The sequence below is a fragment of the Acinetobacter sp. 789_lipA genome (assembly GCF_058242845.1).
Genome location: NZ_JBZAYS010000001.1, coordinates 2,359,713 through 2,386,537 on the forward strand (window position 1 = coordinate 2,359,713; position 26,825 = coordinate 2,386,537).

21 protein-coding genes and 1 pseudogene are annotated in these 26,825 nt (G+C 42.1%); 11 read left to right on the forward strand and 11 right to left on the reverse strand.

Features of this window, described 5'->3' with window-relative positions; all coding sequences use genetic code 11:
• Window positions 1–4: 4 nt before the first annotated feature.
• Window positions 5–1,450 (reverse strand): annotated as a pseudogene (gene eat / locus AC4CUZ_RS11475) (ethanolamine permease).
• A gap of 305 nt (window positions 1,451–1,755) precedes the next feature.
• On the reverse strand, window positions 1,756–3,267 hold the full coding sequence (exaC, locus tag AC4CUZ_RS11480) for an acetaldehyde dehydrogenase ExaC (protein WP_490747609.1): 1,512 nt from the start codon (window positions 3,265–3,267) through the stop codon (window positions 1,756–1,758).
• 198 nt (window positions 3,268–3,465) lie between these two features.
• On the opposite strand from exaC, the gene AC4CUZ_RS11485 reads away from it, so the two are divergent.
• Entirely contained in the window at window positions 3,466–4,641 is a 1,176-nt protein-coding gene (locus AC4CUZ_RS11485) for a helix-turn-helix domain-containing protein (protein WP_195728031.1), read from the forward strand.
• A 29-nt stretch (window positions 4,642–4,670) separates the two neighbouring features.
• Here the strand turns inward: AC4CUZ_RS11485 and AC4CUZ_RS11490 are convergent, their stop codons facing one another.
• Both AC4CUZ_RS11490 and mdh read right to left on the reverse strand, forming a co-directional pair.
• Window positions 4,671–5,642 (reverse strand): alpha/beta hydrolase, encoded by a 972-nt coding sequence (locus AC4CUZ_RS11490; protein ID WP_490747610.1) that lies wholly within the window; start codon window positions 5,640–5,642, stop codon window positions 4,671–4,673.
• A gap of 192 nt (window positions 5,643–5,834) precedes the next feature.
• Window positions 5,835–7,046: an iron-dependent methanol dehydrogenase gene (gene mdh / locus AC4CUZ_RS11495; RefSeq protein ID WP_490747611.1), complete on the reverse strand. Its 1,212-nt coding sequence runs from the start codon at window positions 7,044–7,046 to the stop codon at window positions 5,835–5,837.
• 239 nt (window positions 7,047–7,285) lie between these two features.
• Here mdh and AC4CUZ_RS11500 point away from each other — a divergent pair, with 239 nt between their 5' ends.
• The 3 genes from AC4CUZ_RS11500 (at window position 7,286) to AC4CUZ_RS11510 (ending at window position 12,179) form a co-directional block, all read left to right on the forward strand.
• The gene (locus AC4CUZ_RS11500) at window positions 7,286–9,250 is read left to right on the forward strand and encodes a hypothetical protein (RefSeq protein WP_490747612.1); all 1,965 of its coding nucleotides are present in this window, start codon (window positions 7,286–7,288) and stop codon (window positions 9,248–9,250) included.
• 128 nt (window positions 9,251–9,378) lie between these two features.
• Entirely contained in the window at window positions 9,379–11,094 is a 1,716-nt protein-coding gene (locus tag AC4CUZ_RS11505; protein WP_078425006.1) for an AAA family ATPase, read from the forward strand.
• A 101-nt stretch (window positions 11,095–11,195) separates the two neighbouring features.
• The gene (locus tag AC4CUZ_RS11510) at window positions 11,196–12,179 is read left to right on the forward strand and encodes an ion transporter (RefSeq protein WP_490747613.1); all 984 of its coding nucleotides are present in this window, start codon (window positions 11,196–11,198) and stop codon (window positions 12,177–12,179) included.
• Window positions 12,180–12,265: 86 nt separating this feature from the next.
• Here AC4CUZ_RS11510 and AC4CUZ_RS11515 read toward each other — a convergent pair whose 3' ends face one another.
• Together AC4CUZ_RS11515 and AC4CUZ_RS11520 are read right to left on the reverse strand one after the other, a co-directional pair.
• A complete protein-coding gene (locus AC4CUZ_RS11515) occupies window positions 12,266–13,486 on the reverse strand; it encodes an MFS transporter (RefSeq protein ID WP_490747614.1) in 1,221 nt (406 codons plus the stop codon).
• Window positions 13,487–13,733: 247 nt separating this feature from the next.
• Window positions 13,734–14,192, reverse strand: coding sequence for a DUF441 domain-containing protein (locus AC4CUZ_RS11520; RefSeq protein WP_004696797.1), 459 nt, complete (start codon window positions 14,190–14,192; stop codon window positions 13,734–13,736).
• A 136-nt stretch (window positions 14,193–14,328) separates the two neighbouring features.
• Between AC4CUZ_RS11520 and AC4CUZ_RS11525 the strand changes: the two genes are divergently transcribed.
• Window positions 14,329–15,063: a pseudouridine synthase gene (locus AC4CUZ_RS11525; RefSeq protein WP_348929389.1), complete on the forward strand. Its 735-nt coding sequence runs from the start codon at window positions 14,329–14,331 to the stop codon at window positions 15,061–15,063.
• Between the two features lie 10 nt (window positions 15,064–15,073).
• Here the strand turns inward: AC4CUZ_RS11525 and AC4CUZ_RS11530 are convergent, their stop codons facing one another.
• From AC4CUZ_RS11530 to AC4CUZ_RS11540, 3 genes are all read right to left on the reverse strand, one after another.
• Window positions 15,074–15,514, reverse strand: coding sequence for a GNAT family N-acetyltransferase (locus AC4CUZ_RS11530; protein WP_348929387.1), 441 nt, complete (start codon window positions 15,512–15,514; stop codon window positions 15,074–15,076).
• Window positions 15,515–15,607: 93 nt separating this feature from the next.
• Window positions 15,608–15,943 carry a type II toxin-antitoxin system RelB/DinJ family antitoxin gene (locus AC4CUZ_RS11535; protein WP_004984882.1) on the reverse strand — a complete coding sequence of 112 codons (336 nt, stop codon included), beginning with the start codon at window positions 15,941–15,943 and terminating at the stop codon, window positions 15,608–15,610.
• Window positions 15,944–16,055: 112 nt separating this feature from the next.
• Window positions 16,056–16,970 carry a pseudouridine synthase gene (locus AC4CUZ_RS11540; protein ID WP_490747615.1) on the reverse strand — a complete coding sequence of 305 codons (915 nt, stop codon included), beginning with the start codon at window positions 16,968–16,970 and terminating at the stop codon, window positions 16,056–16,058.
• Window positions 16,971–17,091: 121 nt separating this feature from the next.
• Here AC4CUZ_RS11540 and tsaE point away from each other — a divergent pair, with 121 nt between their 5' ends.
• The 4 genes from tsaE (at window position 17,092) to hfq (ending at window position 21,061) form a co-directional block, all read left to right on the forward strand.
• Window positions 17,092–17,568 (forward strand): tRNA (adenosine(37)-N6)-threonylcarbamoyltransferase complex ATPase subunit type 1 TsaE, encoded by a 477-nt coding sequence (gene tsaE / locus AC4CUZ_RS11545; protein WP_490747616.1) that lies wholly within the window; start codon window positions 17,092–17,094, stop codon window positions 17,566–17,568.
• Window positions 17,561–19,501 (forward strand): DNA mismatch repair endonuclease MutL, encoded by a 1,941-nt coding sequence (gene mutL, locus AC4CUZ_RS11550; RefSeq protein WP_348929382.1) that lies wholly within the window; start codon window positions 17,561–17,563, stop codon window positions 19,499–19,501. The genes tsaE and mutL overlap by 8 nt, the downstream gene beginning before the upstream one ends.
• A gap of 6 nt (window positions 19,502–19,507) precedes the next feature.
• A complete protein-coding gene (gene miaA, locus AC4CUZ_RS11555; RefSeq protein WP_490747617.1) occupies window positions 19,508–20,452 on the forward strand; it encodes a tRNA (adenosine(37)-N6)-dimethylallyltransferase MiaA in 945 nt (314 codons plus the stop codon).
• A 93-nt stretch (window positions 20,453–20,545) separates the two neighbouring features.
• The gene (gene hfq / locus AC4CUZ_RS11560; RefSeq protein ID WP_058869749.1) at window positions 20,546–21,061 is read left to right on the forward strand and encodes an RNA chaperone Hfq; all 516 of its coding nucleotides are present in this window, start codon (window positions 20,546–20,548) and stop codon (window positions 21,059–21,061) included.
• Window positions 21,062–21,174: 113 nt separating this feature from the next.
• Here the strand turns inward: hfq and AC4CUZ_RS11565 are convergent, their stop codons facing one another.
• Complete coding sequence (locus AC4CUZ_RS11565) at window positions 21,175–22,479, reverse strand: peptidylprolyl isomerase (RefSeq protein ID WP_178927922.1); 1,305 nt, start codon at window positions 22,477–22,479, stop codon at window positions 21,175–21,177.
• A complete protein-coding gene (locus AC4CUZ_RS11570; protein WP_062032897.1) occupies window positions 22,479–24,938 on the reverse strand; it encodes an LPS-assembly protein LptD in 2,460 nt (819 codons plus the stop codon). The genes AC4CUZ_RS11565 and AC4CUZ_RS11570 overlap by 1 nt, the downstream gene beginning before the upstream one ends.
• A 121-nt stretch (window positions 24,939–25,059) precedes the next feature.
• Here AC4CUZ_RS11570 and AC4CUZ_RS11575 point away from each other — a divergent pair, with 121 nt between their 5' ends.
• Window positions 25,060–26,076, forward strand: coding sequence for an aminoglycoside phosphotransferase family protein (locus AC4CUZ_RS11575; protein ID WP_419276225.1), 1,017 nt, complete (start codon window positions 25,060–25,062; stop codon window positions 26,074–26,076).
• The gene (gene murU / locus AC4CUZ_RS11580; RefSeq protein WP_078388676.1) at window positions 26,073–26,762 is read left to right on the forward strand and encodes an N-acetylmuramate alpha-1-phosphate uridylyltransferase MurU; all 690 of its coding nucleotides are present in this window, start codon (window positions 26,073–26,075) and stop codon (window positions 26,760–26,762) included. Before AC4CUZ_RS11575 ends, murU begins: the two co-directional genes overlap by 4 nt.
• The last annotated feature ends 63 nt before the right edge of the window (window positions 26,763–26,825 follow it).

A 26,825-nucleotide genomic window follows, 5' to 3' on the forward strand; every position in this document is an offset into this window, starting at 1 on the left:
CCTTCTATAAGTCTTGTTCGGCCTTACGAATACTTTCAAACTCTTCTTCAGGTGTACCTTGAACGAGTCGATGGCGACTATGGAAAATAAAGTAGGCAATAAAGACCGCATAAATAGCGGCAGCCATAAACCAAACTTTAGGATCCACTACAAAACCAGCTATCACCGCAATACTGGCTAAAATCAAAGCAATTGATGAGGTGACAATCCCACCTGGGGTTTTATAGGGACGATGCAACTCTGGACGGCTGATGCGCAGTTTAATGTGAGAAAGCATCATCAAGACATAAGAAATAGTCGCACCAAATACCGCCATCAGGATGAGCAGATCACCTTCACCTGTTAGGGACAATAAAAAACCAATGATGCCGGGAATAATAATCGCTAAATAGGGCGCTTTGTTTTTATTGGTCAGGGATAACGAGGTTGGTAAATAACCCGCACGGGATAAGGCGAAAATTTGACGTGAATAGGCATAGATGATGGAGAAGAAACTCGCAATTAAACCTGCCAGACCGACAAAATTGACAAAGCTGCCTAACCAGCTGTTTTGACCATAGACGGCTACTAGTGGATCAACTAAGGGTGCGCCTGATTCTTTAAGTTGTTCTGCACCAGCAGCACCAGCACCTAAGAACAGAATAAGTAGGGCAAAAGCGGCCAAAATCAGCATCGAACCGATCAAACCACGCGGTAATGATTTAGATGGATCTTTAGCTTCTTCTGCTGCCAGTGGAACACCTTCTACCGCTAAAAAGAACCAAATGGCATAGGGCACCGCCGCCCAAATGCCGATATAACCCATCGGGAGGAAGCTACTTGCACCGATATTTTCAGTCGGTGCAATGTTAAATAAGTTGGCGCTGTTAAAATGTGGTGCCATTGCGATAATAAAGACAAAAAGAGCTACGGCTGCAATGGCGGTAATGACAAACATAATCTTGAGGGCTTCACCTGCACCTTTAAGATGAATGCCCATAAAAACCAGATAGCAGATGAGATAAATGATCCATCCACCGACACCAAATAAGGACTCGCAGTAGGCACCAATAAAGCATGCGATAGCCGCAGGGGCGATGGCATATTCAATTAGAATCGCCGTGCCTGTGAGATAGCCACCAAATGGGCCAAATGCGGTACGTGCAAAGCTATAGCCACCTCCTGCAGTGGGCAGCATGGTGGCCATTTCAGACATCGACAGGCACATGCATAAGTACATGATGGCTACAACAACCGTTGCGATAAACATACCGCCCCAGCCACCTTGCGCGAGGCCGAAGTTTCAGCCAGCAAAGTCGCCTGAAATGACATACGCTACGCCTAAACCGACTAATAATAGCCAGCCTACAGCACCTTGTTTCAGTTGCCTTTTTTCAAAATAGTCGTCAGATGTGCTTACTGTTGAAGTAGAGAGCGGAGTCGTTGAGCTGTTAATGGGAGAATCTGTCATGTGAAGCTCCATATCTTGAGTTTTATAGATGGCTTGATGGATGCAATATTTATGCAATTTCAGTACCAAGCGACTAGACGTCCTGTCTAATATTTATATGACACAGTTTTGAATTATTGTTTTGATGTTTGATGTTTGATGTTTGATGTTTGATGTTTGATGTTTGATGTTTGATGTTTGATGTTTGATGTTTGATGTTTGATGTTTGATGTTTGATGTTTGATGTTTGATGTTTGATGGAGAAATGTTTAGGGTAACGAATCACCCTAAACACATAGAGAACTGTATACGAATAAGCTAAGTGCTTAGAAGAAGCCCATAGGCTTGGTTGCATAGCTCACAAGTAAGTTTTTAGTTTGTTGATAATGTTCTAACATCATCTTGTGGTTTTCACGACCAATCCCTGACTTTTTATAGCCACCGAAAGCGGCATGTGCAGGGTAGATGTGGTAACAGTTGGTCCAAACGCGACCCGATTGAATTGCACGACCTGCGCGGTAAGAGGTATGTGCTGAACGTGACCATACACCAGCGCCTAAACCATAAATAGTGTCGTTGGCAATTTTAATAGCATCGTCAAAGTCTTTGAATGTTGCCACTGAAAGTACAGGCCCAAAAATTTCTTCTTGGAAAATTTTCATGTCATTGGTGCCTTTGAAAATGGTTGGTTCAATATAGAAACCAGAACCCACTTCATTACGCTCACTACCACCTGTTAGTACTTGTGCACCTTCACCGCGACCTGTTGCGATACAGCCCAAGATTTTCTCTTGTTGTTCCAGTGAAGCTTGCGCACCAATCATCGTTTCTGTATCGAGCGGATGACCCGTTTTAATGCGTTTTACACGTTCAACTGCCATTTCAAGGAATTTATCCGCAATGCTTTCTTGAACTAAAGCGCGCGATGGGCACGTACAGATTTCACCTTGGTTAAGCGCAAACATAGCAAAGCCTTCGAGTGCTTTGTCTAGGTAGTCGTCATCTTGCGCCATAACATCTTCAAAGAAAATATTTGGAGATTTACCACCAAGCTCCAAAGTCACTGGAATGATGTTTTCAGTGGCGTATTGCATGATCAATTGACCGACCTGAGTCGAACCTGTGAATGCAATTTTGGCAATACGTGGATTGTTTGCCAATGGGCGACCAACTTCTACGCCGTAACCATTGACTACGTTTAGTACGCCTGCAGGCAATAAATCTTGAATGAGTTCAATTAAAACCAAAATGCTCGCAGGGGTTTGTTCTGCAGGTTTAAGTACAATACAGTTACCCGCAGCCAAAGCAGGAGCAATTTTCCATGTTGCCATCAAAATTGGGAAGTTCCATGGAATGATTTGTCCTACCACGCCTAATGGTTCGTGGAAGTGATAGGCAATGGTATCTTCATCAATTTCAGAAATGCCACCTTCTTGCGCACGGATACAACCTGCGAAATAGCGGAAATGGTCAATGGCTAAAGGAATGTCCGCTGCAAGTGTTTCACGAATCGGTTTACCGTTATCCCATGTTTCAGCCACAGCCAATTTTTCTAGATTTTGTTCTAGACGATCTGCAATTTTAAGGAGTAAATTTGAACGTGTAGTAGGAGAAGATTTGTTCCATTGTTCTTTGGCTTTATGCGCAGCATCCAGTGCAAGTTCGATGTCTTCTACAGATGAGCGAGGGACTTTTGTAAAAACTTTACCGTCGACAGGAGAGATATTTTCAAAGTATTCACCTTTTACTGGAGCAACCCACTCGCCACCAATAAAGTTGTCATACTGTGCTTTAAATTCTACTTTAGAACCAGATTGGTTAGGGTCTACATAGCGCATATTGAAGTTCCTTTGCTTATTGATTTTTTAAAAGCATCTACAGCTTTGGTATAAGGTACATCTGTACAATATTTAAGTAGCATAACTAATATAAGGTTGGAAAAAGGTTGGAAGGAAGGAGGTTTACACGGCTTTGACAAATGTTTACAACCAAGTAATACAGTGGACGTATATCAGGAATTGTTTTGAGTATAAGGAATGATGGCAATGCAACATTTAATACAGAAAAGACAAGAAATAGAAAAGCTTAGAACCAGTAGCAGTATTTCGACGGTACAAGCTGAACAATTGGGAAAAAGTATTGCAAGTTCATGGCAGCGCTCTAACTCCGCAGAAATTCCAAAAGATCGCTTTGCTGCGCCCATTTCTGAGGGTTCCATGTCACAAGGTTCAGCGTTGCAACATGCTTTGAGTTATTGCGCAGATGAACTGAGACATATTGCACAACAGTCGTCTATGGTGGTGGCTGTAGGCGATATTGGTAGTACCATTATTTGGAGTGCATCTAGCAGACAAATGCGTAATGCGGCAGAAAGTGTACATTTTGTTGAAGGCGGGCAGTGGCGAGAGGAATTGGTGGGGACCAATGCATTGGCCTTATCCTTAAAAACCCAACAATCCAGTTGTGTCTTTTCAAATGAACACTATATGAGCTCCATTCATGATTGGGTCTGTTATGCGGCGCCGATCATTGACCCTTACTCAAAACACGTCCTTGGGGTAATTGATTTATCCACCACATGGAAAAACCACAATAGCCTTGGTCTACTCGCAGCAGAGCGCTGTGCATCTATCATCCAAACGGCACTCTTAGAATATCAGCGTCAACAGTTGTATATCCGTGCTTTTGGTGTTCCACAAGTACATTTCAATGGCAAAGTGATGGTCCTCACACCGCGACAAATTGAAATTTTGACCATCTTGGCGCTGTGCCCACAGGGCATGACGTTAGATACTTTGCATCAGGCCTTATATGGTGAGCGCAAGGTGAGTGTGGGAACACTTAAGGCCGAAATGTCACAATTGCGTGACTTGCTTGGTGGTATGTTGGGATCTCGTCCCTATCGGATTTTGGCGCATATTGAGGCCGATTTTTTACAAGCTGAGCAAGCCTTAGATGCTGCATATATTGAGACCGCATTAAAACTTTGTTCAGGGGTTTTACTGCCTAAAACAGAAAGTCCATTTCTATGTGCATGGCGCGACTGCTTGGAGTCACGTTTAAGCAGTGCGATTTTTAAAGCCAATGAAACCGATATGTTGTTTAAACATGTCGCGCGTTACCCAGAGGCGATTGATGCCGTTGAGCGACTCATTGAGCTGACACCGGATGGACATCCTGCGCATCAGCTACTTGAGAAATATAAAGTTTAAAAATTATGAATTGTGTTGGGAAGGTGTAGTTACACTATTTTTTGCTCGAGCCACTGGAACAGCTCAGCATAGACTTCGGCACGAACTTCAGGTGCGGAGAGGACTAAGTCGTGTAAACCGTTTTGAATAGTCACGACACTGACGTCACCTTGTAAATTTTTAGCCTGCTTTTCAATGTCTTTAACATCTAAAATCACATCACTGGTTTGCGCGGCTAGGCCCCATTTCTTCGGGTTAAGCGTTTGATGTGAATGCATAATGAGTGCAGGAACAGAGAGCTTTAAACCACCGCGATGAATTTCTTTCTGTGCTTCATGAATTGCACGTACAAAGCTGATGCGAACCATAGAATAGCTTGGTTGTTTCCACTTCAAATCAAAGTTCCATTCACCATGCTCGTTTTGATGTAGGCTCGGTACATACCATTTATTCAGTTCACTTGGAAACTTGAGGTCAGGAAAATGCTTTGCGAGTCGACTGAGCTGCGGCACGCCAAGTTTGCGCTTAACGGGATGCATATTAAAATCATAAAAAGGGCTATTGGCCCAAAGTGCTTTGATCAGCGGATGCTTAGGGTTGTGTGCAGCGTATAAAGTCGTGATTAAGCCACCCGTAGAGTGCCCTGCAAGTAGCACCGTATTATGGCCTTCATTGCCAAGGATTTCTAAGGCTTGGGTAATTTCAGCATCGTATTCGCTGAGATCACGGACGTTGTAATATTTTTGATGGCTCAAGTGAGAACGACCATATTTTCTTAAATCGAGCGCATAAAAATCATAACCATGCTGATTAAATTGTTCAGCCATTTCGGTTTGGAAAAAGTAGTCAATAAAACCATGGATATACAGTACAGCTTTTTGAGTATTCTGCGGGGATTTTTTACGTACGAGGGTTGCGCATACAGCACCTTCATAATCGTCTGGAAAACTGAGTTTTAATTGTTCATAGCCTTCGCCGAGGACATCAGGTTGATACGCAGGATGAGTTTGATTTGCTGACATAATTTGCTCTGGTTGTTATTGTCATGAGTTTTCTTATCCTTGATGAAGTGCAAAACTTTGTCAACCACAAATAAAAAAAGACAATTTAAGTGCACAGGTAAGCAAGGATTAGGCTTACCTGAATGAAACAGTATGGACGTCTGTTTCATTCCACTTAAATTGTCAAAGCAAACAAAAAGTTAAGGAGAGAACTTAGACCGCTGCTTTAAAATCGACCACTGAAGTACCTGATTTGAGTGCAGCTTTGAAGATGTCGACCACTTGAGCATGGTTTGCTTTACGTGGGTTCGTCAGCATGCAGGCATCTTTTTGCGCATTTTCAGACATAACACCCAAATCTTGCTCTTTCACACCAAGTTCAGATAAGCTCGATGGAATACCAATCGATGCAGATAGTTCACGAATTGCGTCAATGGCAGCATATCCAGCTTCTGTCACAGTTAAACCTGTGATGTTAACTCCCATCAGTTCAGCAATTCGTGCATAACGGTCAGGGCAGGCAATTAAATTGAACTCACAGACGTGTGGAAGTAGGACTGCATTACATACGCCGTGAGGTAGGTTATAGAAGCCACCGAGTTGGTGAGCCATCGCATGGACATAACCTAGAGATGCATTGTTAAATGCCATACCTGCTAAATATTGTGCATAACTCATGGCATCACGCGCTTCTAAGTTTTCACCGTTCGCAACGGCTGGACTTAACCATTCGCTAATCATCGAAATGGCTTTTTCAGCACAGGCATCGGTGATTGGATTTGCGGCTGTTGAAACATAAGCTTCTACTGCATGGGTTAAGGCATCCATACCTGTTGCTGCTGTTAAGCTTGCAGGTTTTGCAATCATCAGTTTAGGGTCATCAATTGCAATTAGTGGAGTGCAGCGCCAGTCCACAATTGCCATTTTTACGTGCGTATCTGTGTTGGTAATAATACAGAAGCGCGTCATTTCTGATGCTGTACCTGCCGTGGTGTTGATTGCAATAAGAGGGGTCATTGGAACCGTACTTTTATCGATCCCTTCGTAGTCACGAATATGACCACCACCCGCAGTCACGAGTCCAATACCTTTAGCGCAGTCATGCGAAGAACCACCACCTAAGGAAACAATAAAGTCACAACTTTGTTCGTTATATGCAGTCACGCCGTTGTGGACATTGATGTCAGTTGGGTTCGGTTCTGCACCAGGGAAGATGTGGCTATCAACACCTGCATCTTTGAGATATCCTGCAATGGTGTCGGCTACGCCAAATTTAAATAAACCTGCGTCGGTTACAATCAGTGCTTTCTTTGCACCGAGGTTTTGTGCTTTGCCACCAATTTCTTTGGCACAGCCTGGTCCAAAAAGTGAAACACAAGGGATATAAAAACCGTTCGTTTGATCTGCAATATTTTTAAAAGCCATGGTGCGATTCCTTCTACCATTATTTATGTTGTTATCGGTGCTCATTACCGTTTTTAGAGTATTGAATGATTCCAAAAACTTGTGTACCTACCAAATACCTACCATGAGTAAGGGAATGAGGAAAAATGGCTTCACCGAACAAAATGGCTATCGATAAAAGGCATAGCCTGTGGTTCAGGATTTGTTTATATTGGTTTTGAAGTTGTGGTGAAAATAGCCAAATTCAAAGAGGGCCAGCCGTGGAGAAAAACGATAAGCTTAAGCAATATCAAAGTCTTGCTATACAGTTAAGACAAGTTGTTCCGAGTATTCAGCAGCTTTATCACGAGCAGGCCGCTTTTCTTTCCACACTCAATGTGCAAAACGTTTTAAGTGTCGATGCAAAACAACAACGGATTCAAATTTTAAATCATTGTTTTCATATTCAGTTTTATACACCGACGGAACAGGCGGAGCTGTGTGTTCCACAGTTTATCTATCAAGGGCACTATGCGGAAGCACTCGAAGAGTTTTGTTTACACGATATTGTGTTTTTAGTGGGTGATCAGTCCCCACAACATTCTTTGTATTTGCGTAATAAAGTTAAACAGTTGCGTCAGCTGATTCTTCAACAGCTGTTTTTTTTGTTCGATGGACCGAGTCGCGTACAAACAATTTTGACTGAAATACGGCAAACGCAATCAGAACTCTTTCAACAGCTGTGCCAGCAAGTTGAATTCAATACAGATGATTCAACCTCTGAGCGAAGTTTGCTGGCCGAGTTGCAGCGCTTATGCTGCTTAGATGCAGATCAGGCGGAAGATATTTTACCCTTACAGTCTTTGATGAATAGTTATGATGAGCTGTGTTGCAGTGCTAATCAATTATTAGATCCGTATGTTTATCGCATTATACAAACGGCATTTCCTGAACGGTTTTCTTTACAAGAGTTGATGGATCATACGCACGACATTCACTTGTTATATCCGCATGCTAAAGAGCAGTCCCATATGCTCGGCTTTGTGCGGCTTATGCATCGGGATCTTTGGTCATCGCGTGATTTGTTGTCAAAGCAGCATTTTTTAAAAACTGAAACCAAGCTATGGCAAAAGAAGGTCGCCAAACTCCCGATTTTTGATGAAAGCCGTACCGTAAATTGGTTATTCAAACAAAAAGCGGTGGTGACAGACTGGGTGAGTCAAAATATTCAGCACAGTAGTATACGCGTTGCCGTAACGGCTTTAAGTTATCTCGATACGCAGTCTTATCATCCTGAAATTATTGTCACGACTTTAAAGTACTTCCAACATGTCGCGGCGCGTTTATTTATACAAAGTTGCTATGAACATGCCTTACAACAGCATTGGTTTGAGCTGGAGGCCAACCAGCATGTGGTCTTAAAAAATAGACGCCAAGATATGGATGATCAGCGTATAGCGATCAGCCCGTCTATTTTGTATTTAGATGAATGGCTCGAACTGCTACGCCGTGTGGTAGAACAGCAGCCCGAATGGGGGAAACGGGTATACACAAAATTGAGTCGCATAATGCAGGCCTATATTCAACATCTAGATAAAATTGCGCAGAAACTCCCAGAAGACTTAGTGATTTATTTTAGCGAAGATAAGCAACAACACCGTGATTTTTATCTTCAGTTAAAGCAACATAAACTGCATATTGAAAGCTTTCGACAGTTGTTTTATTTAAATCGGCCGCCTTTACGAGTTTCGGTGTTTGATGCTTATGTGCGCGATTATTTGCCTGAACATTTTGAGACGCAAAAGGAGGTTTTAAAAAATGTCACATGGAAGAGCCTATTTCATCAGGCTGTGCAGTGGCATGATCAATTGCATAGCCAAGAGCTACTTGCGGAGCTGAAACGAAAGCTTGGTTATGTCTCATGGCAACCGATCAGCCATGAAGCTTATTATTTTATTGAGAGTTGGGTGCTTGAGGAGCTCAAAGATATTGATCGCATCATTGCTGAGTCACGTCGCTTTCAACATTGTTTAGCAGCCAGTTTTGCTGAGCGAATCATTGTACGTGAATATGCTGCATTTCATATGAGTCATACCGACGCACAGCGGCACTTGACGCTCGGTTGTCACTATATTGCAGGACAACTGTTATTTGATCAGCTTGAATATCCAAACAACCAAAAAGCGTTACCTGATGATGTTGTGGTCGCTGAACAATTTATTGCCATGCTGAATCAAACCCAATAACCAAGCTCTTAAAAATTAAACAACAATGGACCTAATTTGTCGCACATCATTTACTGTGTGACGAGATCTGCTTAACTTTTTTGCAAAAACTCGGTAGGCTATAGCCGTTCATTAATGGTATAGGTCTTATGAAGCAAGAAACTGCACTCAAACTCTTAAAAGCGGGCGAAAATGTCTTTTTAACCGGTTCCGCTGGTGCAGGAAAAACCTATACGCTGAACCAATACATTAACTATTTAAAAGCTCGTAAAGTGCCTGTGGCGATTACGGCTTCTACAGGTATTGCCGCGACGCATATGAATGGCATGACTATTCATACTTGGGCTGGCATTGGAATTAAAGATGCGTTGGGGGAAGATGAACTCAAACGCATGAAAGAACGTAAATACTTAAAAGAGCATTTAGAAAATGCCCAAGTCTTAATCATTGATGAAATTTCGATGTTACATGCCAAGCAACTCAATTTGGTCAATAAAGTCCTTAAGTTCTTTAAAGAAAGTGAAGAGCCATTTGGCGGGATTCAAGTGATTGTTGCAGGTGATTTCTTCCAGTTACCGCCAGTCGGTAAAAATGAAGAGCGTAATCGCGATAAATTCTGTTTTATGTCTGATGCTTGGGTCGAAGCCAAGTTTCGTGTGTGCTATTTGACTGAGCAGCACCGTCAGGGCAATGATTACCTCAATGATATTTTAAATGCCATCCGCAGTCAGAGTATTAACTCTCAGCACTTGCAGGCTTTACAAGCTACACGTCAGCAAGATATTGGAGAAACCTTTACACGTTTATATACACATAATATGGACGTGGACACCATCAACTTCAAACATCTGAATGAAATTGAAAATGAAGGTCGACAGTTTGAGGCAGTGTGTGATGGCAATGACAAGCTTATTGAAACCTTAAAGTCTTCTGTGCGTGCACCTGAAAATTTAACCCTCAAGAAAAATGCCAAAGTGATGTTTGTAAAGAACAACTTCGATGTGGGCTATATCAACGGTAGCTTAGGCGAAGTGGTGGGCTTTGAAGAAGATGATGATTTTGGGATCTTGCCGAAGGTCAAACTGACTGATGGTACGGTACTGGTGGTTGAGCCTGAAACGTGGTCAGTGGACAATGATGCAGGCAAAACCATTGCCAGTTTTCAGCAAATTCCATTACGTTTGGCATGGGCCATCACCATTCATAAGTCACAAGGGATGACTTTGGCGGCAGCGGAAATTAATCTTAGTCATACTTTTGAAAAAGGACAGGGCTATGTGGCTTTGTCGCGCTTAAAGACTTTGGATGGTTTAAGGCTGCTGGGATTTAATGAACAAGCTCTGGAGCTAGATAGTCTTGCCATTAAGGCAGACCGCCGCTTCCAAGAACTGTCCGATGAAGCTGAAACACATTTTGAGGCCATTGATCTTGAGCCACAGCACAAGGCCTTTATTCGTCACTGTGGTGGAACGCTCAATGAAATTGAGATTGAGCGGAATGAAAAGAAAATTGCCCGTAATGCAGGTAAAGCCAACTATGCTTCTGCAACACTCGATGAAACACGTGAACTGTTTGAAGGTGGTTATGAAATTGCAGATATCGCACAAGAGCGCGGTTTAACGGCAGCAACCATTATCAACCATTTGGCAAAGTTGCATAAAGAGCAGGGCTTGGATATTTCCGTGGCACATCCTGGGGAAGAAGTGGTGGAGCAAGTGCGGAAAATTTATAAACGCTTAATGAAGCGTCAGCAAACAGAACACTTTAGTGAGGATGGTGCGATTAAGCTTCGTCCAATTGTGGAACTGACTAATCCACGTATGGGCTATGACCAAGTTCGTCTAGCGCTGTTATATATTGAATAACATCTTAAAACCAGGGCATTTCGCGCAGAAATTAGTTACTTACATTGCTCCGAACTTCAGTTAAACTGAATTTTAAGGGATAAGAATAACTCAGAATCGTAATGAAATTGACAGCTTGGTACACGCTACGCAAATTTGTTTATAACAATTTGCATAATGAGGATTATGAGACACCCTTAAGTCGAGGGTTGAACTATTTTCTGATTGCACTGATTATGAGTAATGCTGCTGCGGTCTTGCTGGAGTCGGTGCAAAAGTATTATGTGTTGTATCAAGACTTTTTCTATTATTTTGAAATCTTTTCTATTGTCGTTTTTAGCGTCGAATATCTCTTACGTTTTTGGTCAATTGCTGAAACTAATAGTTTTGAGTCGGATTGGAAAAACCGTCTAAATTGGGTCAAAAGCGGTGGGGCGATTATCGATCTCTTGGCTATTCTACCTGCGTATTTAAATTTCTTTGTTCAGTTCGATTTGCGATTCTTAAGAATTGTTCGTTTGCTCCGACTTCTTAAGTTAACCCGCTATTTTGTGTCTCTACAAATTTTATTACGTGTCATCGAGCGCGAAAAAGGCTCATTTCAAGCAGTTATTTTCATCTTAATGATTATGATCATTATGGCGGCTGCGGGGGTATATCTGATTGAAAGTCAGGCACAACCTGAAGTTTTTAGCTCTATTCCAGCTTCAATGTGGTGGGCCGTAGTCACACTGACCACCGTGGGGTATGGTGATGTGACACCTATTACGCCGCTAGGACGCTTTTTGGGTGCGATTATTACCATTTTAGGGGTAGGTTTAGCGGCATTGCCTGCGGGTATTTTAGCCAATGGTTTAGCCAATGAACTTGAGCAGCGTAAAGAAAAACTTGAACTCAGATTTCGAGAGCTAATCCAAAATAGCGATATTGATTTTGTCTTAGAAACTGAAAAAATTGAGGAGATTCGTAAAGATGTGGGGCTGACCAAAGAACAAACACACGATATTATTTTACAACTCATTCGTGAACAAAAAGAAGAATCTTTAAGGCAAGAGCGTGATCAGTATACATATTGCCCACATTGTGGGAAGAAACTACCTGAATAAATTGGTGTAAAAAGGCATGTGATCAACGTTAAAATTGTACGTTTATACACATGCCTTACTTTATCTGAATAGAAATCTAGATTGGTCTAACAAGTCTGATTTGCATCATTTTTACATGCGGATATCGACTTTTTCTCATGCTGAAAAGCCAGTAGCAAAATAATCAGTCCGCCCAAACTCAGTAAAACCCCGACCCAGATTGGGGCTAGCCAACCTAAACCTTGGCTAATTAACCAGCCGCCGAGAAAGGCACCAAAGGCATTGGCAATATTAAATGCAGAATGATTCAGCGAAGCTGCTAAGCCTTGTGCATTACCAGCGACATCCATTAAGCGGGTTTGTAGTAAAGGCCCCAAACCAGCAATACTGAAGCTGACTAAGAAGAGTGCAATAAAAGCAGTGGCAAGGTGATCCATAGACAGGGCACAAAGTACATAAGAGCAGGCATTGGAAACTAAGACCCAAATAATCGCCTTGTTTAAGTTTTTATCGGCAAAGTGTCCTGCGACGACACCACCAATGACCAACCCGAGCCCAATACATGCCAGTGCAAATGGAATGACTTGAATGCTGGCATGGGTATATTCAGTCAAAATAGGCGATACATAACTATAGACAGAAAACAGCCCACCAAATCCAATTGCACCGACAGCAAGCGTTAGCCACATTTGTGTATTTTTAAGTCCACACAGTTCATTTTGAATGCTGGCTGTGTGATCCAGTTGCATTTTGGGTAGGCCAAAACAAATCGCGACTACGGTCAAAAATGCGATAGATGCAGAAAACTCAAAACCTGCACGCCAACCATACAGCTGACCTAGCCATGTCGCAAAAGGCACACCAATCACGGTCGCGACATTCAGCCCCATCATGAGCATGGCGACTGCCGAAGCACGCTTTTGTTTTCCAGCAAACTCGGCAACCACCAAAGTGGCAATACCAAAGTAAGCGCCGTGAGGGAAACCTGCAATAAAACGTGATATCAGCATAGACTCATAGCTGTTTGCGAGAGCTGTACTGGCATTGGCGATACCATAAAATAGCATGAGACCAATTAAGAGCGTTTTACGCGGAACCTTTGCGGCCAAAATGGCAATCACAGGTGCGCCAATAGTCACACCTAAAGCATAGGCACTAATAAAATGCCCTGTGACAGGAATGCTGAGATTGAAACTTTGTGAGATCTCTTGGATGAGTCCCATCGCAACGAATTCAGTCGTACCAATACAAAAACCACCGAGTGCTAATGTCAAAATAATGACAGATAAGTGGCTTGTGGGAGAGATGCTATTTTCTTGAGAGGACATAAATAGAGGAGAAAATGAAAAGTATTATACGTTCTTTATCACATGAAAATTTGGTTGTTCGAAAAAGTTATAAGTGAACTAAGCAAGCGTAATATTCATATGAACTCTGAAGGTTCTGCACGATGAATATTTATTCATAGCGCTATATTGAGTGGACATTCTATAAAAAGAAGTCAAATTTAAAGGCAGCAAATACAGATTAATTCGACCTAGCTTGAGAATTTGGATTTTTTTTGTATTCGCTAGGCTAGGGCTGTCCTGTACCAATGATTAGGGTAAGTAAACCAGCCGCAATGAGTGGGCCGACTGGAACGCCACGTAGTAAAGCAACTCCTGCAACGGTTCCGACCAGCAAGCCTGCAACAACATCGGGTTGGTTTGACATCAGTTTTACGCCACGGCCGCCTAGCCATGCAACCAAAACACCAATCGCGATGGCAAGTAACGATTTAACACTTAAAAAAGATTTAAAAATACTTTCACCACTAATTCTACCACTTGCAATAGGTACCAAAACTGCAATGGTTAAAATGATGATCCCGATATTCAATCCATGTTGTTGGATGAGTGGGAAGTATTCGCTTAGCGGTGTCATCCGCAAAATAATGAGTACTGCCGCAGCAATGGTTACTGCAGAATTGTGACTAAAAATACCGCAAGCCAGTAGGATCAGGAGGACGATCAGGTTCAAATCTAAGTTCGGCATAGGGGGCGAGACTGGTCAAAAAAACATGTGCATTGTAACGTTTTTTTAGCCACTTTGCCGAATGATCCGAGTCCTTTGATTGATGTTCCTGTATTTCAGTATAAAATGAGCCTTTATTTAAAAATGTGGTGTGCTGATGCTGTTGGAAAAAATGTTGCAGTCGCAAGGATTTGGTTCGCGAAAGCATTGCCAACAGTTGATTAAAAATGCAGCCATTGAAATTGATGGGCAGATCATTACTGACCCTAAACATAAACTCAAATTGGATGCGCTTCACTACAAGGTACATGGCGAGAGCTTTGAATACCGTGAAAAAGTCTATATCGCCTTAAACAAACCTGAAGGCTATGAATGTTCACATCAGGCGACGCATCATTTTAGTGTTTTTGATTTGTTTAACGATGTGCTCTTGAATCGTGGTATTCAGTGTGTAGGTCGTCTAGATCAAGACACCACAGGTTTATTGTTACTCACCGATGATGGTCAGTTTTTACAAGCGCTGACTCACCCTAAAAAGCATGTGGAAAAAGTGTATCGGATGAAAACGGCCGACTCTGTTACAGATGAACAAGTTCAACAGCTGGAGCAAGGGGTTGAACTGCGAAATGAAAAAGGGAGTTTTGCTGCAACAGATGTAAAACGCTTAGCTGAATGTGAACTGCAAATGACCGTGCATCAAGGGGTATATCATCAAGTGAAACGTATGCTTGCGGCAGTGGGAAATAAAGTTGAGAGCTTGCATCGTCAGCAAATTGGAGCGCTCGACTTAACGGGGATACCAGATTTAGTCGAGGGACGTTGGATCTATTTAAATGCTGAACAAGTGGCTTTAGCCAAGACACGCAATGATCTTGAGAGTGAAGGTCTTTAGACGCTGAATGCTATAAAAAGCAATGATAGGTCTTAAACTCATTATCCGTTACAAAGCCCATGGCTTCATATAAGCTGTGGGATTGATAATTATTTTTTTGCGTTTCAAGCGTAATACGAATGGCTTTTTCGTGTCTTGCAAACAAAATCGCGGTATCGATCAATTGTTTTGCTGAGCCATGGCGACGATGCGGTGGAGAAACATAAACATCATCTAAAATATAATAAGTTGCACAGGCCACAGAAGAGAAACCTAAATACAGCAGCACAAAACCTGTAATCACATCGTCTTTGACATGAATGAAGATGACACTTTGTTCGTTTTCAAGGCGAAGTTTAAGGAACTTTTGGGAAAGCGCCAAGTTGGAAGATGCACCATAAAATTGGCGATATTCATCAAATAATACAGCAAGTTTTTCTAAGTCTTCTAAAGTGGCACGTCTAACGATCATGTATTACTCCATGCTGTATTTATAGTGTTTACATGAAGCATACCTAAGTTTTGAAAGGGATATTTCTAAAATTTGTTTAGAAATGCAACACTGTTAAGTTTTGTCACTTTCTCCCAAGATTGCAGCTAATTCTTCAAAAAGATCAATGTGTTCATCGTCTGCAAATAAATCATTGGTTGCTGTTGAGTCTGCGCTAGTGATGTGTTCAACCGCTTTCTGTTCTTGCTTGAGCTTACGTAGTTTAATCAGCTGTTCAATATTGATGTTCTGGTTTTCGATTGAGAAAGGGATGGATTTGGTTAAAACCACTTGTTTGAAGAACAAACGAACGGCTTGCGCAGGCGTAATTCCCAGTTGTTTAAACACTGCAAAAGCTTGTTTCTTTTCTTGGGAATCGAGTCGAATTTGATAGACTTCTGTTTTTCTCATGATTTTTTAAATAATTTGAACGACTTAAGGTTAGAAGTTATTTTAATCAATTCCATTGTAATTTCAATATTCATACAATGGAAATTTAAATTATTTTGTAATGACAAGCAGATTACAATGTCAATTCAAGATTGGAGCTAAACTGCATAAGCTTTTGAGTTACTGGATCTTTAAATGAAAGATGCTTAGCTAAGAGCTGTAAAGGCTGACTAAAATCATCGTCGGCTTTATGTACAACTTTAGGATAGAACGGATCATTTTTAATCGGGAGACCTAAGAAGTTGAGGTGTACACGGAGTTGATGTTGCTTCCCTGTCTTGGGTTTAAGCTCATATTTTGCCCATATTGCACCATGCTCTAAAAGCAAGATCTCGGTTTCACTGTTCGGTGCTTTGTCTAGGACTTGCATGGTGTAGAACGGTTCACCTTTTTGCATATGTAGTTTTACAGTATGTGGAAAGTTGAGTTCGCGGTTAAACGGTGCAATCGCATGATAGGTTTTTTGAACCTGTCGATCTGCAAACATTTGCTGATACAGCCCTCGACTGTGAATACATTTGGAAAACATCACTAAGCCAGCGGTTTCACGGTCAAGGCGGTGGATGGGCGTTAAATACTCAATACCTGTTTGTTTTTTCAGGCGCACCAATAGGGTTTGTTGAACATATTGCCCCGTTGGACTGATGGTCAAAAAGTGCGGCTTATCCACCACTAAGAAATGATCATTTTCAAATAAAATGCCGTGTTGAAATGGAACTTCAATTTCATGCGCTAAAAAGCGGTAATAAAACACATGCTGATTTTCAAGATATGCCGAATCTGTATGGAGTACATTACCTACAGCGTCATAGACCAAGCCATCATGAAAGCGTTGCTGCCACTCAGTTGCTTCAATATGCGGAAATTGGTCAGATAAATAAGCCAATACGGTGTGTGGTGATGGCTTTAATTTAGGTAGGAACACTTTACTTGCGCTCACGCCATTGAGCGTGGGAGGACAAAATTCAGCAGGTTTTATGTTGAGCATGATGTGCAGGCAATATCTAATCGGTTGGCGCAGTTAAATACGAGATTTCAAGCTTGTGGCTTGGGCATTTTGTGAGTGCAGTGCTATCATAATTGTTCTTTTGTCACTTGTCGTGAGTATTATGCAGTATTCATTTAATTTAACGCTCAATAATGAACAAGATACCCAAAATTTAGCGCAAATTTTGGCACAGCATTTTACGACGGGTGTAGTGTATTTGATTGGGGATTTGGGTGCGGGTAAAACCACGCTAACACGACACTATTTACAGCATTTAGGCCATCAAGGTTCCGTGAAAAGCCCAACCTATACCTTGGTTGAACCTTACCAAGTTCAAGGGCGTGATATTTTCCATTTTGACATGTATCGTTTAAACGATCCGTATGAACTGGAGCTAATGGGCATTCGTGACTATTTGGAAACGCCCAATGCACTGTTTTTGTTTGAATGGCCGTCTAAAGGGGGCGATGAGATCCCTGAGGCGGACTTAATTATTGATATTCAAAAATCGGAAGATGAACTGACACGGTCTGCTACCTTAAGTTTCCATTCAGTAGCATTATTACAAGCATTAGAGAGCCAATTAAACAATGCGTGATGATTTAAAGATACGTCGTATTCATACTTTGAATCCTGCTTTAGCCAACCAAATTGCAGCAGGTGAAGTCATTGAGCGTCCAGCGTCTGTGGTCAAAGAGTTACTTGAAAACTCGATTGACGCAGGTGCGACAGAGCTGATTATTCGGGTAGAGCAAGGCGGCAGTACTTTAATTGAAATCATGGACAATGGTCGAGGGATTCACGCTGAAGATCTCCCTTTGGCGGTGATGCGCCATGCGACCAGTAAAATCCAAACCGCTGAAGATTTACATGCAATTGTCAGTTTAGGCTTTCGCGGAGAGGCATTGGCTTCTATTGCAGCGGTGTCGCGTTTAACCTTGACCAGTAGTCAAGCGGATGATGGAATTGGCTACCAAGTTGAAGTCAATGGAACTGCATTTGACCGTCAAGAGATTCAGGCTGTAGCTGCACCGAAAGGTACGCATATTCGGGTACAAGATTTATTTTTCAATGTGCCTGCGCGTCGAAAATTTCTCAAAAAACCTGGCACAGAGTTTGGTCATATTGAGGAAATTGTTCGGCGTTTAGCGCTGACGCATTTCGATATTCGTTTTGTGCTTGAACATAATCAAAGCATCAAACTGAACTTGCCGATTGCAGATAGTGGTGAGCTACGTTTTCAGCGCGTACAACAGTTGCTAGGGCGCACATTTACTGAAAATGCTTATTGGATGGATGCAGATAGCATCAACATGCGTTTAACAGGTTGGTTGGGACATCCCTCCGATGCGCGGGCTCAGGCTGACTTACAGTATGTTTATGTGAATGGTCGAATTGTTAAAGATAAAACCATCTCTCATGCGCTGCGTATGGCTTATGATGGTATTTTGCATGGACATCAGCATGCGGGTTATTTACTTTTTCTGGAAGTAGACCCTGAAAATATTGATGTCAATGTACATCCGACTAAACATGAAATTCGCTTTTTAAATCAACGTGAAGTACATGAATTTGTACGTCATTATGCCAAAGAGACTTTATCGCAGTTTCAAACGGCAACCGCAGATTTATCTGATGCAATGAAGATTGCAGAGAATCAAGCTTCGATGTCTGTGCAGCCTCGTTATCAAGAGCCTTTGCAGTTGCATCGTCGTGTTGAGTCTACACAAACTGGTGAGCAAGCCCCATCGGATGTGCTCACTGACTTTAGTTCAAATCAACCGCAAGGTGTCCATTATTCGGCGCAACCTTCACGCTATCAGGGCTCACAACAGCTCAATAATGCCTTACAAAGCTATTTAGCACCTCTACGTGATACATCATCTGGTGTTGATCAAGCTCAGCCTTTGGCTGATTTTACAGTGCAAAGCCCAAAAGTCGATGAACATCCGTTGGGAATTGCAATTGCACAATTGCATGGTATTTATGTGCTGGCTCAAAATACAGAAGGGCTGATTATTGTTGATATGCATGCAGCGCATGAGCGTATTTTGCTACAGCAAATGAAGTCAGCGTGGGATAAACCAGAGTTTTGGACTTCTCAGCAGTTACTTATTCCCAAAGTGATTAATATCACGCGAATGCAAGCTATGCGAGTGGAAGAGCTCAAAGATCAATTGGCGCGTTTGGGTCTTGAAATTGATCAATATGGCGATGAGCAGGTCATTGTTCGTGGTGTGCCTGCGATTTTACATAAAGCCAACTTTGAGGCGCTGGTACCTGAATTACTGAACGATTTGGATCCAAATGATGAAGCGCAGGGCTTACTGCAAAAGCGTGATCAAATTCTAGCGGGTATGGCCTGTCATGGTGCTGTTCGCGCCCATCGCATTTTGGGTCTTTCTGAAATGAATGCTTTGCTTCGTCAAATGGAACAAACTGAATTTGCCAGCCAATGTAACCATGGTCGCCCAACTTGGCGTGCGTTTCCATTGGCTCAACTAGATAAGCTTTTTGCTCGAGGAGAGTAGTTGTACATGTCAACACAATTGCCGGTCATCAATTTAATGGGGCCAACTGCAAGTGGTAAAACTGCTTTGGCATGTCAGCTCTATGAGCAAGGGAATTTTGAACTGATATCTGTAGATTCAGCATTGGTCTTTAAGGATATGGATATTGGTACAGCAAAGCCGACCAAAGAAGAGTTACTGCAATATCCACATCACCTTATCGATATTATTAGCCCATTAGAAGTCTACTCGGCTGCAAACTTTGTTGAAGATGCATGTGGTCTAATTGATGATATGCATGCACGAGGTAAAACCCCGATTTTGGTGGGTGGAACTATGCTCTATTTCAAGGCACTTTTAGAAGGTCTTTCAAGCAATTTACCGAGCGCAGATTATGCTGTTCGTGCTGAAATAGAAGCTAAAGGTGAAAGTGAGGGTTGGTCTGCGGTCTATGCTGAATTATGTAGTGTGGATCCACTGGCGGGCGAAAAATTTAAAGTGAGTGATAAACAACGTATTATTCGGGCTTTAGAAGTTTACAAATTGACAGGGCAGCCTATTACTAAACTTCAAGCTGAACAACCTAAAAACGTGCCTTATCGCTATAATTTTCATAATTATGCTTTGATGCCAGACCGTGCCGAATTGCACCAAAGAATTGCACAACGATTGAAAATTATGTGGGACATCGGATTTTTGAATGAAGTGGAAGCACTTATGAAAAAATACGATTTAGATGAAAATTTACCCTCTATGCGCTCAGTTGGGTATCGACAAGCACTCGAATTTTTACAGAAAGGAGATAAAACTGTCGAAAAACAACGTGAAATGGAGGATAAATCACTTTTTGCGACACGACAACTTGCCAAACGTCAATACACTTGGTTAAGATCTTTGCAAGAGGCACATAAATTTACAACGTATTCTACTATCACGCAGGCACAAGAAGACTTGCGAAACTGCTACGGATAAAGCAAAATTTAGCTACTATCTTTTTTATAATTTTTAATTGAAAAATAAAGATAGTTTTTTGCGCTGATTTTTAAATTTTTTTGGAGTTATAACATGTCTAAAGGTCAAACTTTGCAAGATCCGTTCTTAAATTCTCTCCGTAAAGAACGTATTCCTGTCTCTATCTTCCTTGTAAACGGTATTAAGTTACAAGGTCATATTGAATCTTTCGACCAATATGTTGTTTTATTAAAAAATACAGTAAGCCAAATGGTTTACAAGCATGCAATTTCTACAGTTGTTCCTGCACGTAATCCACGTCCTGCTGGTGCACCTGCTGGCGCTGGTCAACAAGGTAGCTTTGGCGGTCAACAAGGCGGCTTTGGCGGTCAACAAGGCGGCTTTGGCGGTCAACAAGGTGGCTTTGGCGGTCAACAAGGCGGCTTTGGTGGTCAACAAGGTGGCTTCGGTGGTCAAGGTGGCTTCGGTGGTCAAGGTGGCTTCGGTGGTCAAGGTGGCTTTGGTAGTCAAGGTGGCTTTGGTGGTCAAGGTGGCTTCGGTGGTCAATCGACTGGTTTTGATGGCGAATCAAAATTTGAAGACACTCAAGATGACGAAAATAATCGTTAATTGATTGTAAAAAAAGCCTCTCACATGAGAGGCTTTTTTTATGTCTAATTTTTAGTTTTCGGCCAAGCGAAAAAAAGACCAGCATTAATGCTGGTCTTTTTATGTGTTCAAATTTATGACTTGTTGTTCTTACGGTCTAAGTTAGGATCTTTAATTTCGACATAAGCTCTGTTGCGTGTTTCGCGTAACCAGCTATCAAGCTCTGCATCAAATTGACGCTCACCTAAAATTTGACGTGCCATACGTTCTTGGTATTCAGCAGTCATGTCTTGTTGACGTGTTTCAGTCACTTGAAGAATATGCCAGCCAAATTGGGTTTGGAAAGGTTTACTGGTTTGACCTACCGGTGTATTTTTCATGGTTTCTTCAAACTGAGGAACCATCACACCTGGGCTGACCCAACCCAAACTCCCGCCATCACGTGCTGAACCTGTGTCATTAGAGTAGGTGGAAGCCAAAACGGCAAAGTCTTCACCTTTTTGGACGCGGTTATACAAACTTTCGATCATTTGTTTAGCATTTTCAGGGCTAACCACTTCAGACGGTTGGATCAAAATATGGCGTACTTTGTATTGAGGCACAATCGCTTTTTGCTCAGCACCTTTGCGTTCAACTAATTTTAAAAGATGTACACCATCACGCACTGTAATTAAATCTGTGGTTTGTCCCACTTGGAGTGGACTCACACGTGCTGCAAGCTCGCTAGGGATGTCAGAAAGTGCTCTAAAGCCCATATCTGCACCTTCAACTTTGGTGCCAGCAGTACTGAACTTTTTAGCAATTGCAGCAACGTCATTGTCGTTTGCTAGTACCGTTTTAACTTGCTTCGCCACAGCGTCAGCATTGTCACCTGAAACACGCACATGTAGCACATGCACTTGGTTACCGAGTGCTGCTTGACCTTGTGGGGTATTTAAGAAGTTTTTAACGTCTTGATCTGAAATCTGGATACGAGAGGTAACGATTTGCTGGCGCAAACGATTGATTGCTAAATCTTCAGCAACGCGACTACGCAAAGAAGCATAGGTTCCGGGTGCCATTTTATCGAGCTTTTGTTGGAATGCTTCTAGGCTTGTGCTACCGGATTGTTTTGCAACATTTAAAACCGCTTCATTCAAGCTTTTTTCATCAGGTTGAATGTTGTAACGCTTCACTTGTTCAAGTTGAGTCTGACGAATAATCAGTTGCTCTAATGCTTGTTGTGCCAAATATTGCTCTGGTGGGACTTGTTTCTTTTGGCTCTCAAGTTGATGTTTGAGCTCAGCCATGCTTGCTTCTAAGTCACTCTTCAAAATGACACTGTTATCGACTACAGCAACAACTTCATCCGACGCATGTACAAAAGTTGGAATAGCGGTTGCGAGAGCTAAAGCCAAAGCACTCGCTTTAAAAAATTGTTTGAACTGTTTTGTCTTCATTAACGGTCTGTCCAAGTCTGATTAATATTGTTAAAGCCTAGAATACGATTTTCTAGTAATGATGAAAGTTTACTGTTGAGTCCGCCTAGGCCTTTAAGTGTAATTTCGGCCATAATTGCACGTTTAGGTTCTACACCTGCAGCATTGACGTCATCCAAGTCGTTATAGTACTCACGACCATAAACGGAGATTCCCCAACAGCAAGACTCGTAATTGACACCAAGGAGGTATTCACGAGCGACATTGTTGTCTAAGTCATATTGAGCATGGCCCATAATACGCCAGTTGTTATGGATCGGTTGTACAAAAGATGCAACCACTTGGTCGTAATGTTCTTGACGGTCTGCAATTTCTTTACGGTAGAAATAGCCAACGTTATAGAGGTTGCCTTTATCACCCGTAAAGTAAAGTTGTAAGTCGCGTTGCGCATTATCACCATTTGCCATCCATGCTGAGTTTGCACCGAGGGTAAAGTTTTGTGAGAGCTGACTAGATACGCTGACAATCGGACCAGAGTGATTTTCTCTGTCAAAGACATCTGCTGTTTGGTCAAGCGTTACGCGGCGGTCTTCGAAATAATAGCTTTGGCCCACACTGGCTTTTAAGCGCTCTAGACCCACCGTATCAAATAGACTATAGCTTAAGCCCAGTGACAAGAAGTTATTGTCTTCTAGACGGTCATGGCCATAGAAGCGATTTGCACTAAATAACTGATCATAGTTGATCGATGCTGTTGCAGAGTCAAAGTTTGGTGCGCCATCTTGATTTTTATAGGGTGCATAGGCATAGAACATGCGTGGGCTTAACGTCTGTAAGAAAGTGCCTTCTTTTTCAAAAGTCAAACCTGCATCAAAAGTCACCTGTGGCACAACATAAGATTTGTCATTCGATGAGCGGTTGGTGTTGTCAAACTCATTGATGGTATCTTGATCGTAGAATGTGTTCACATTGCGAATAGATACTTCAGGAATGGCGAAAGCCCACGGTGTACGGTAGTTATAGCGTACAGAAAAGTCATTATAGACACGGGTGCCGCTTGGTTCAAAGCTATCGTTGGTATCGCCGTCGATAGTCCCAAAGTCCTTTTTAAAGTAAGCCGTATCGTTGTTGAACTCGTATTCTAAGCCCAGTGCATTACCCGCTTTATAGTTGAGTAAGAACTGTGGTAAACGCGCATACGGACGGTCAACGTAGGGTGTGGTTTCGTCTAGTGTTTGGAAGTCTTCAACTTTCAGTTGGGCTTTTAGACCAGGAATTCCATTTTTATAGTTTAACTCCCACGCACGACGCAGGTTTAAGTCTGTTTTGGTGTTTGGGTTGTTACTTAGGTCAGTAAAGTAGTCTTTGTCTGACGCATAGTTATATTCAAGATTGGTTGAGAACTGTTCATTGATTTGCCAGTTATGTAAAAAGTGCAAATCTTTACGGTCTTCATCGTCATATTTTCGGTCACCAGCTAAGTACCCCCCCCAAATTTGACCTGAACCAAAGTTTTCGGTCAAATAGCGAAACTCACCCTCAAACATTGGGCCGCGGTCGCTGATGTAGCGTGGCGTAACAGTCGCGTCGTAGTTGGGTGCTAAGTTGAGATAAACAGGCACTGCAAGCTCGACACCACCATCATTGGTGAAGCCAAAACTTGGTGTCAAAATACCGGTAGTACGACGGTCATCAATTGGGAAGTTGAAATAAGGAACAGCGAGAACGGGTACATCTTTAACATAAAGTTTTGTACCACGTGTTTCACCACGTCCAGTTTCTTGATTTAACTTAATTTCGTCTGCTTGGATTTTCCATGTTGGCGATTGCTCTGGGGGGCAGGTGCTATAAGTTGCATTTTTTAGCGTAGTGGTCGTTTGCGATTCACGTAGGATTTGGTCGGCCCGCCCATGCGCATGTTGTTCTTCTGAAATATAGAAACTGTTTTTCAGGTCGCCTTGCTGAGTTTTTAGGTTGTAATTGATTTGGTCACTTTGTGCTAATAAGCCACTTTGCGCCATTTGTACACGACCTTCAGCATTGGCAAAGGTCTGGGTTTGATCAATGGTGATTTTATCGGCACGGATTTGACGACCTTCTTGATCAATCAGGACATTACCTTCAAGAACAGAGTCACCTTGTGGGTTGTAGTGACCATAGTCCGCTGTAATGGTAGATGTCGCATTGGCTGCGTCAGCGGCTTTGGTTTCAGGGCTTACTGGGGTTAGCCATGTGCCTTGGCAATACGCGGAGCTTAAGTAACGACCTTGGCGCTGTTGAGCTTCAGGAGATGACTTATCGACATAGTATTGTTCGAAAAACTTTTGCCCAGGATAGCTTTCTTGTAGTGCTTGTTTTAGCGATTGTTGTTCGTCTGAAATAGACGTGGTTGGTGTTGCAGCATAGCTTGTGATTGAGCTACCACAAAGAAGGGTAAATATCGCAGTCGCTAAAGGATTAAATTTAAACTGATGCTTCATGTGTCTCATTTACCAAGTATGCTTAAAACGCAATTAATTATTGTCGCATCATAGAGAAAAAGTTGATAAGTGGCTACACTTAGCACTTTAAAAACTCAGCCTGTATTAGAATTTATCGCAAATGAATACACAACGTGAACAATTGATACAAACATGGATTTCATCTGTACTTGGTTCAGATCAATTTGAAATTAACTTTTTAGCAGGCGATGCAAGTTTCCGTCGTTATGCACGAATCAAGTTGAATAATAAAACATTTATGCTGATGGATGCACCACCAGAAAAAGAAGATTGTGTGCCTTTTGTGACGATTGATGAATTTTTTGATACGAATGGTGTTCGTGTACCACATATTGTGGCGAAAGATTTGGAGCAAGGCTTCTTATTGCTTGAAGATTTTGGTGATGTGCTACTGTCTACACAGCTCGATGACAAGACTGTCGATGCACATTATGAGCAAAGTTTTAAGCAGTTGATTCAATTGCAATCTATTGATGGTGAAGGTCGTTTCCCAGCTTATTCTTATGAGAAGTTAATGACCGAAATGTCGCTATTGACAGATTGGTTATTGCCAAGTTTACAGATTCAACCTTCTGATGATGAGTCTGCGCTGATTAAACGTACATTTGCAATTTTAGCCAATGCTGCTTTGGCTCAGCCTCAAGTGATTGTACATCGTGATTTCCATAGTCGTAATCTCATGCTTTTAGTAGACGAACAAGAGCAAGGTGTAATTGACTTTCAGGATGCTGTGATTGGTGCAGATACTTATGATCTGATCTCAATTACACGTGATGCGTATGTACAGTGGAATCCTGAGCGCGTTTATCATTGGTTTAAAGTGTTTTATGACCTATTGCCAGCTTCTGCTAAAGAAGGGCGTGACTTTGAACAGTTTAAGCAAGACGCTGACCTGATGGCAATTCAACGTCATATTAAAATTTTAGGTATTTTTGTGCGTTTATTTGAACGTGACGGAAAATCAGGTTATCTGAAAGATTTACCACGTGTGATGTGGTATTTACTTGAAGAAAGCAAACCATATGCAGAACTACAACCTTTCATGCAATTTATTTGCGATAAAGTGATGCCGAAATTTGAAGCAAAATATGGCAAATATGAGGTTGTTGCAGCATGAAAGCAATGATTTTGGCCGCGGGGCTTGGAAACCGTATGCGTCCTTTAACACTCTATAAACCGAAACCTTTGCTTGAAGTTGGTGGCAAACCACTGATCGTTTGGCATATTGAAAAACTCAAGCAAATTGGGGTCACAGAAATTGTGATTAATTCTGCCTGGTTGGCCGATGTGTTGATTGGTGCGCTTGGGGATGGTTCACAGTTTGGTGTGACTATTCGTTGGACGCGTGAAGAAGAGGGGCTTGAAACAGCGGGTGGTATTATTAATGCTCTGCCACTGCTGGGGACAGAACCGTTTATTTTAGTGAATGGTGATGTTTGGACCACTTTTGATTTCGAAGCTTTACTTGATGTGCAGTTGGACACCGATTTTGCGCATCTGGTATTTGTACCCAACCCGACACAGCATCCCAAAGGAGACTTTATCTTAAATCAAGGGCGTGCTTATACCTTTGAACAAGAGCAGTCAGGTGAAGCACTGACTTATAGTGGTGTTGCGGTTATTCATCCACAGATGTTTAAGGGCTTGGAAGCAGGTAAGCGTCCATTGGCTCCATTGCTAAAAGAAGCGATGTCTGCGGGAAAAGTTTCTGCTGAGAAAATGCAAGCCGCATGGGTGGATGTTGGCACACCTGAGCGATTAAGTGATCTAGATCTACAGATTCGTCAAGGTATGTACGTTTAAGTGCATAATCACTAAGCGTTAGCTACTGTTCCACGGCTGAGAAATCGGTATACTTCAGTTTAA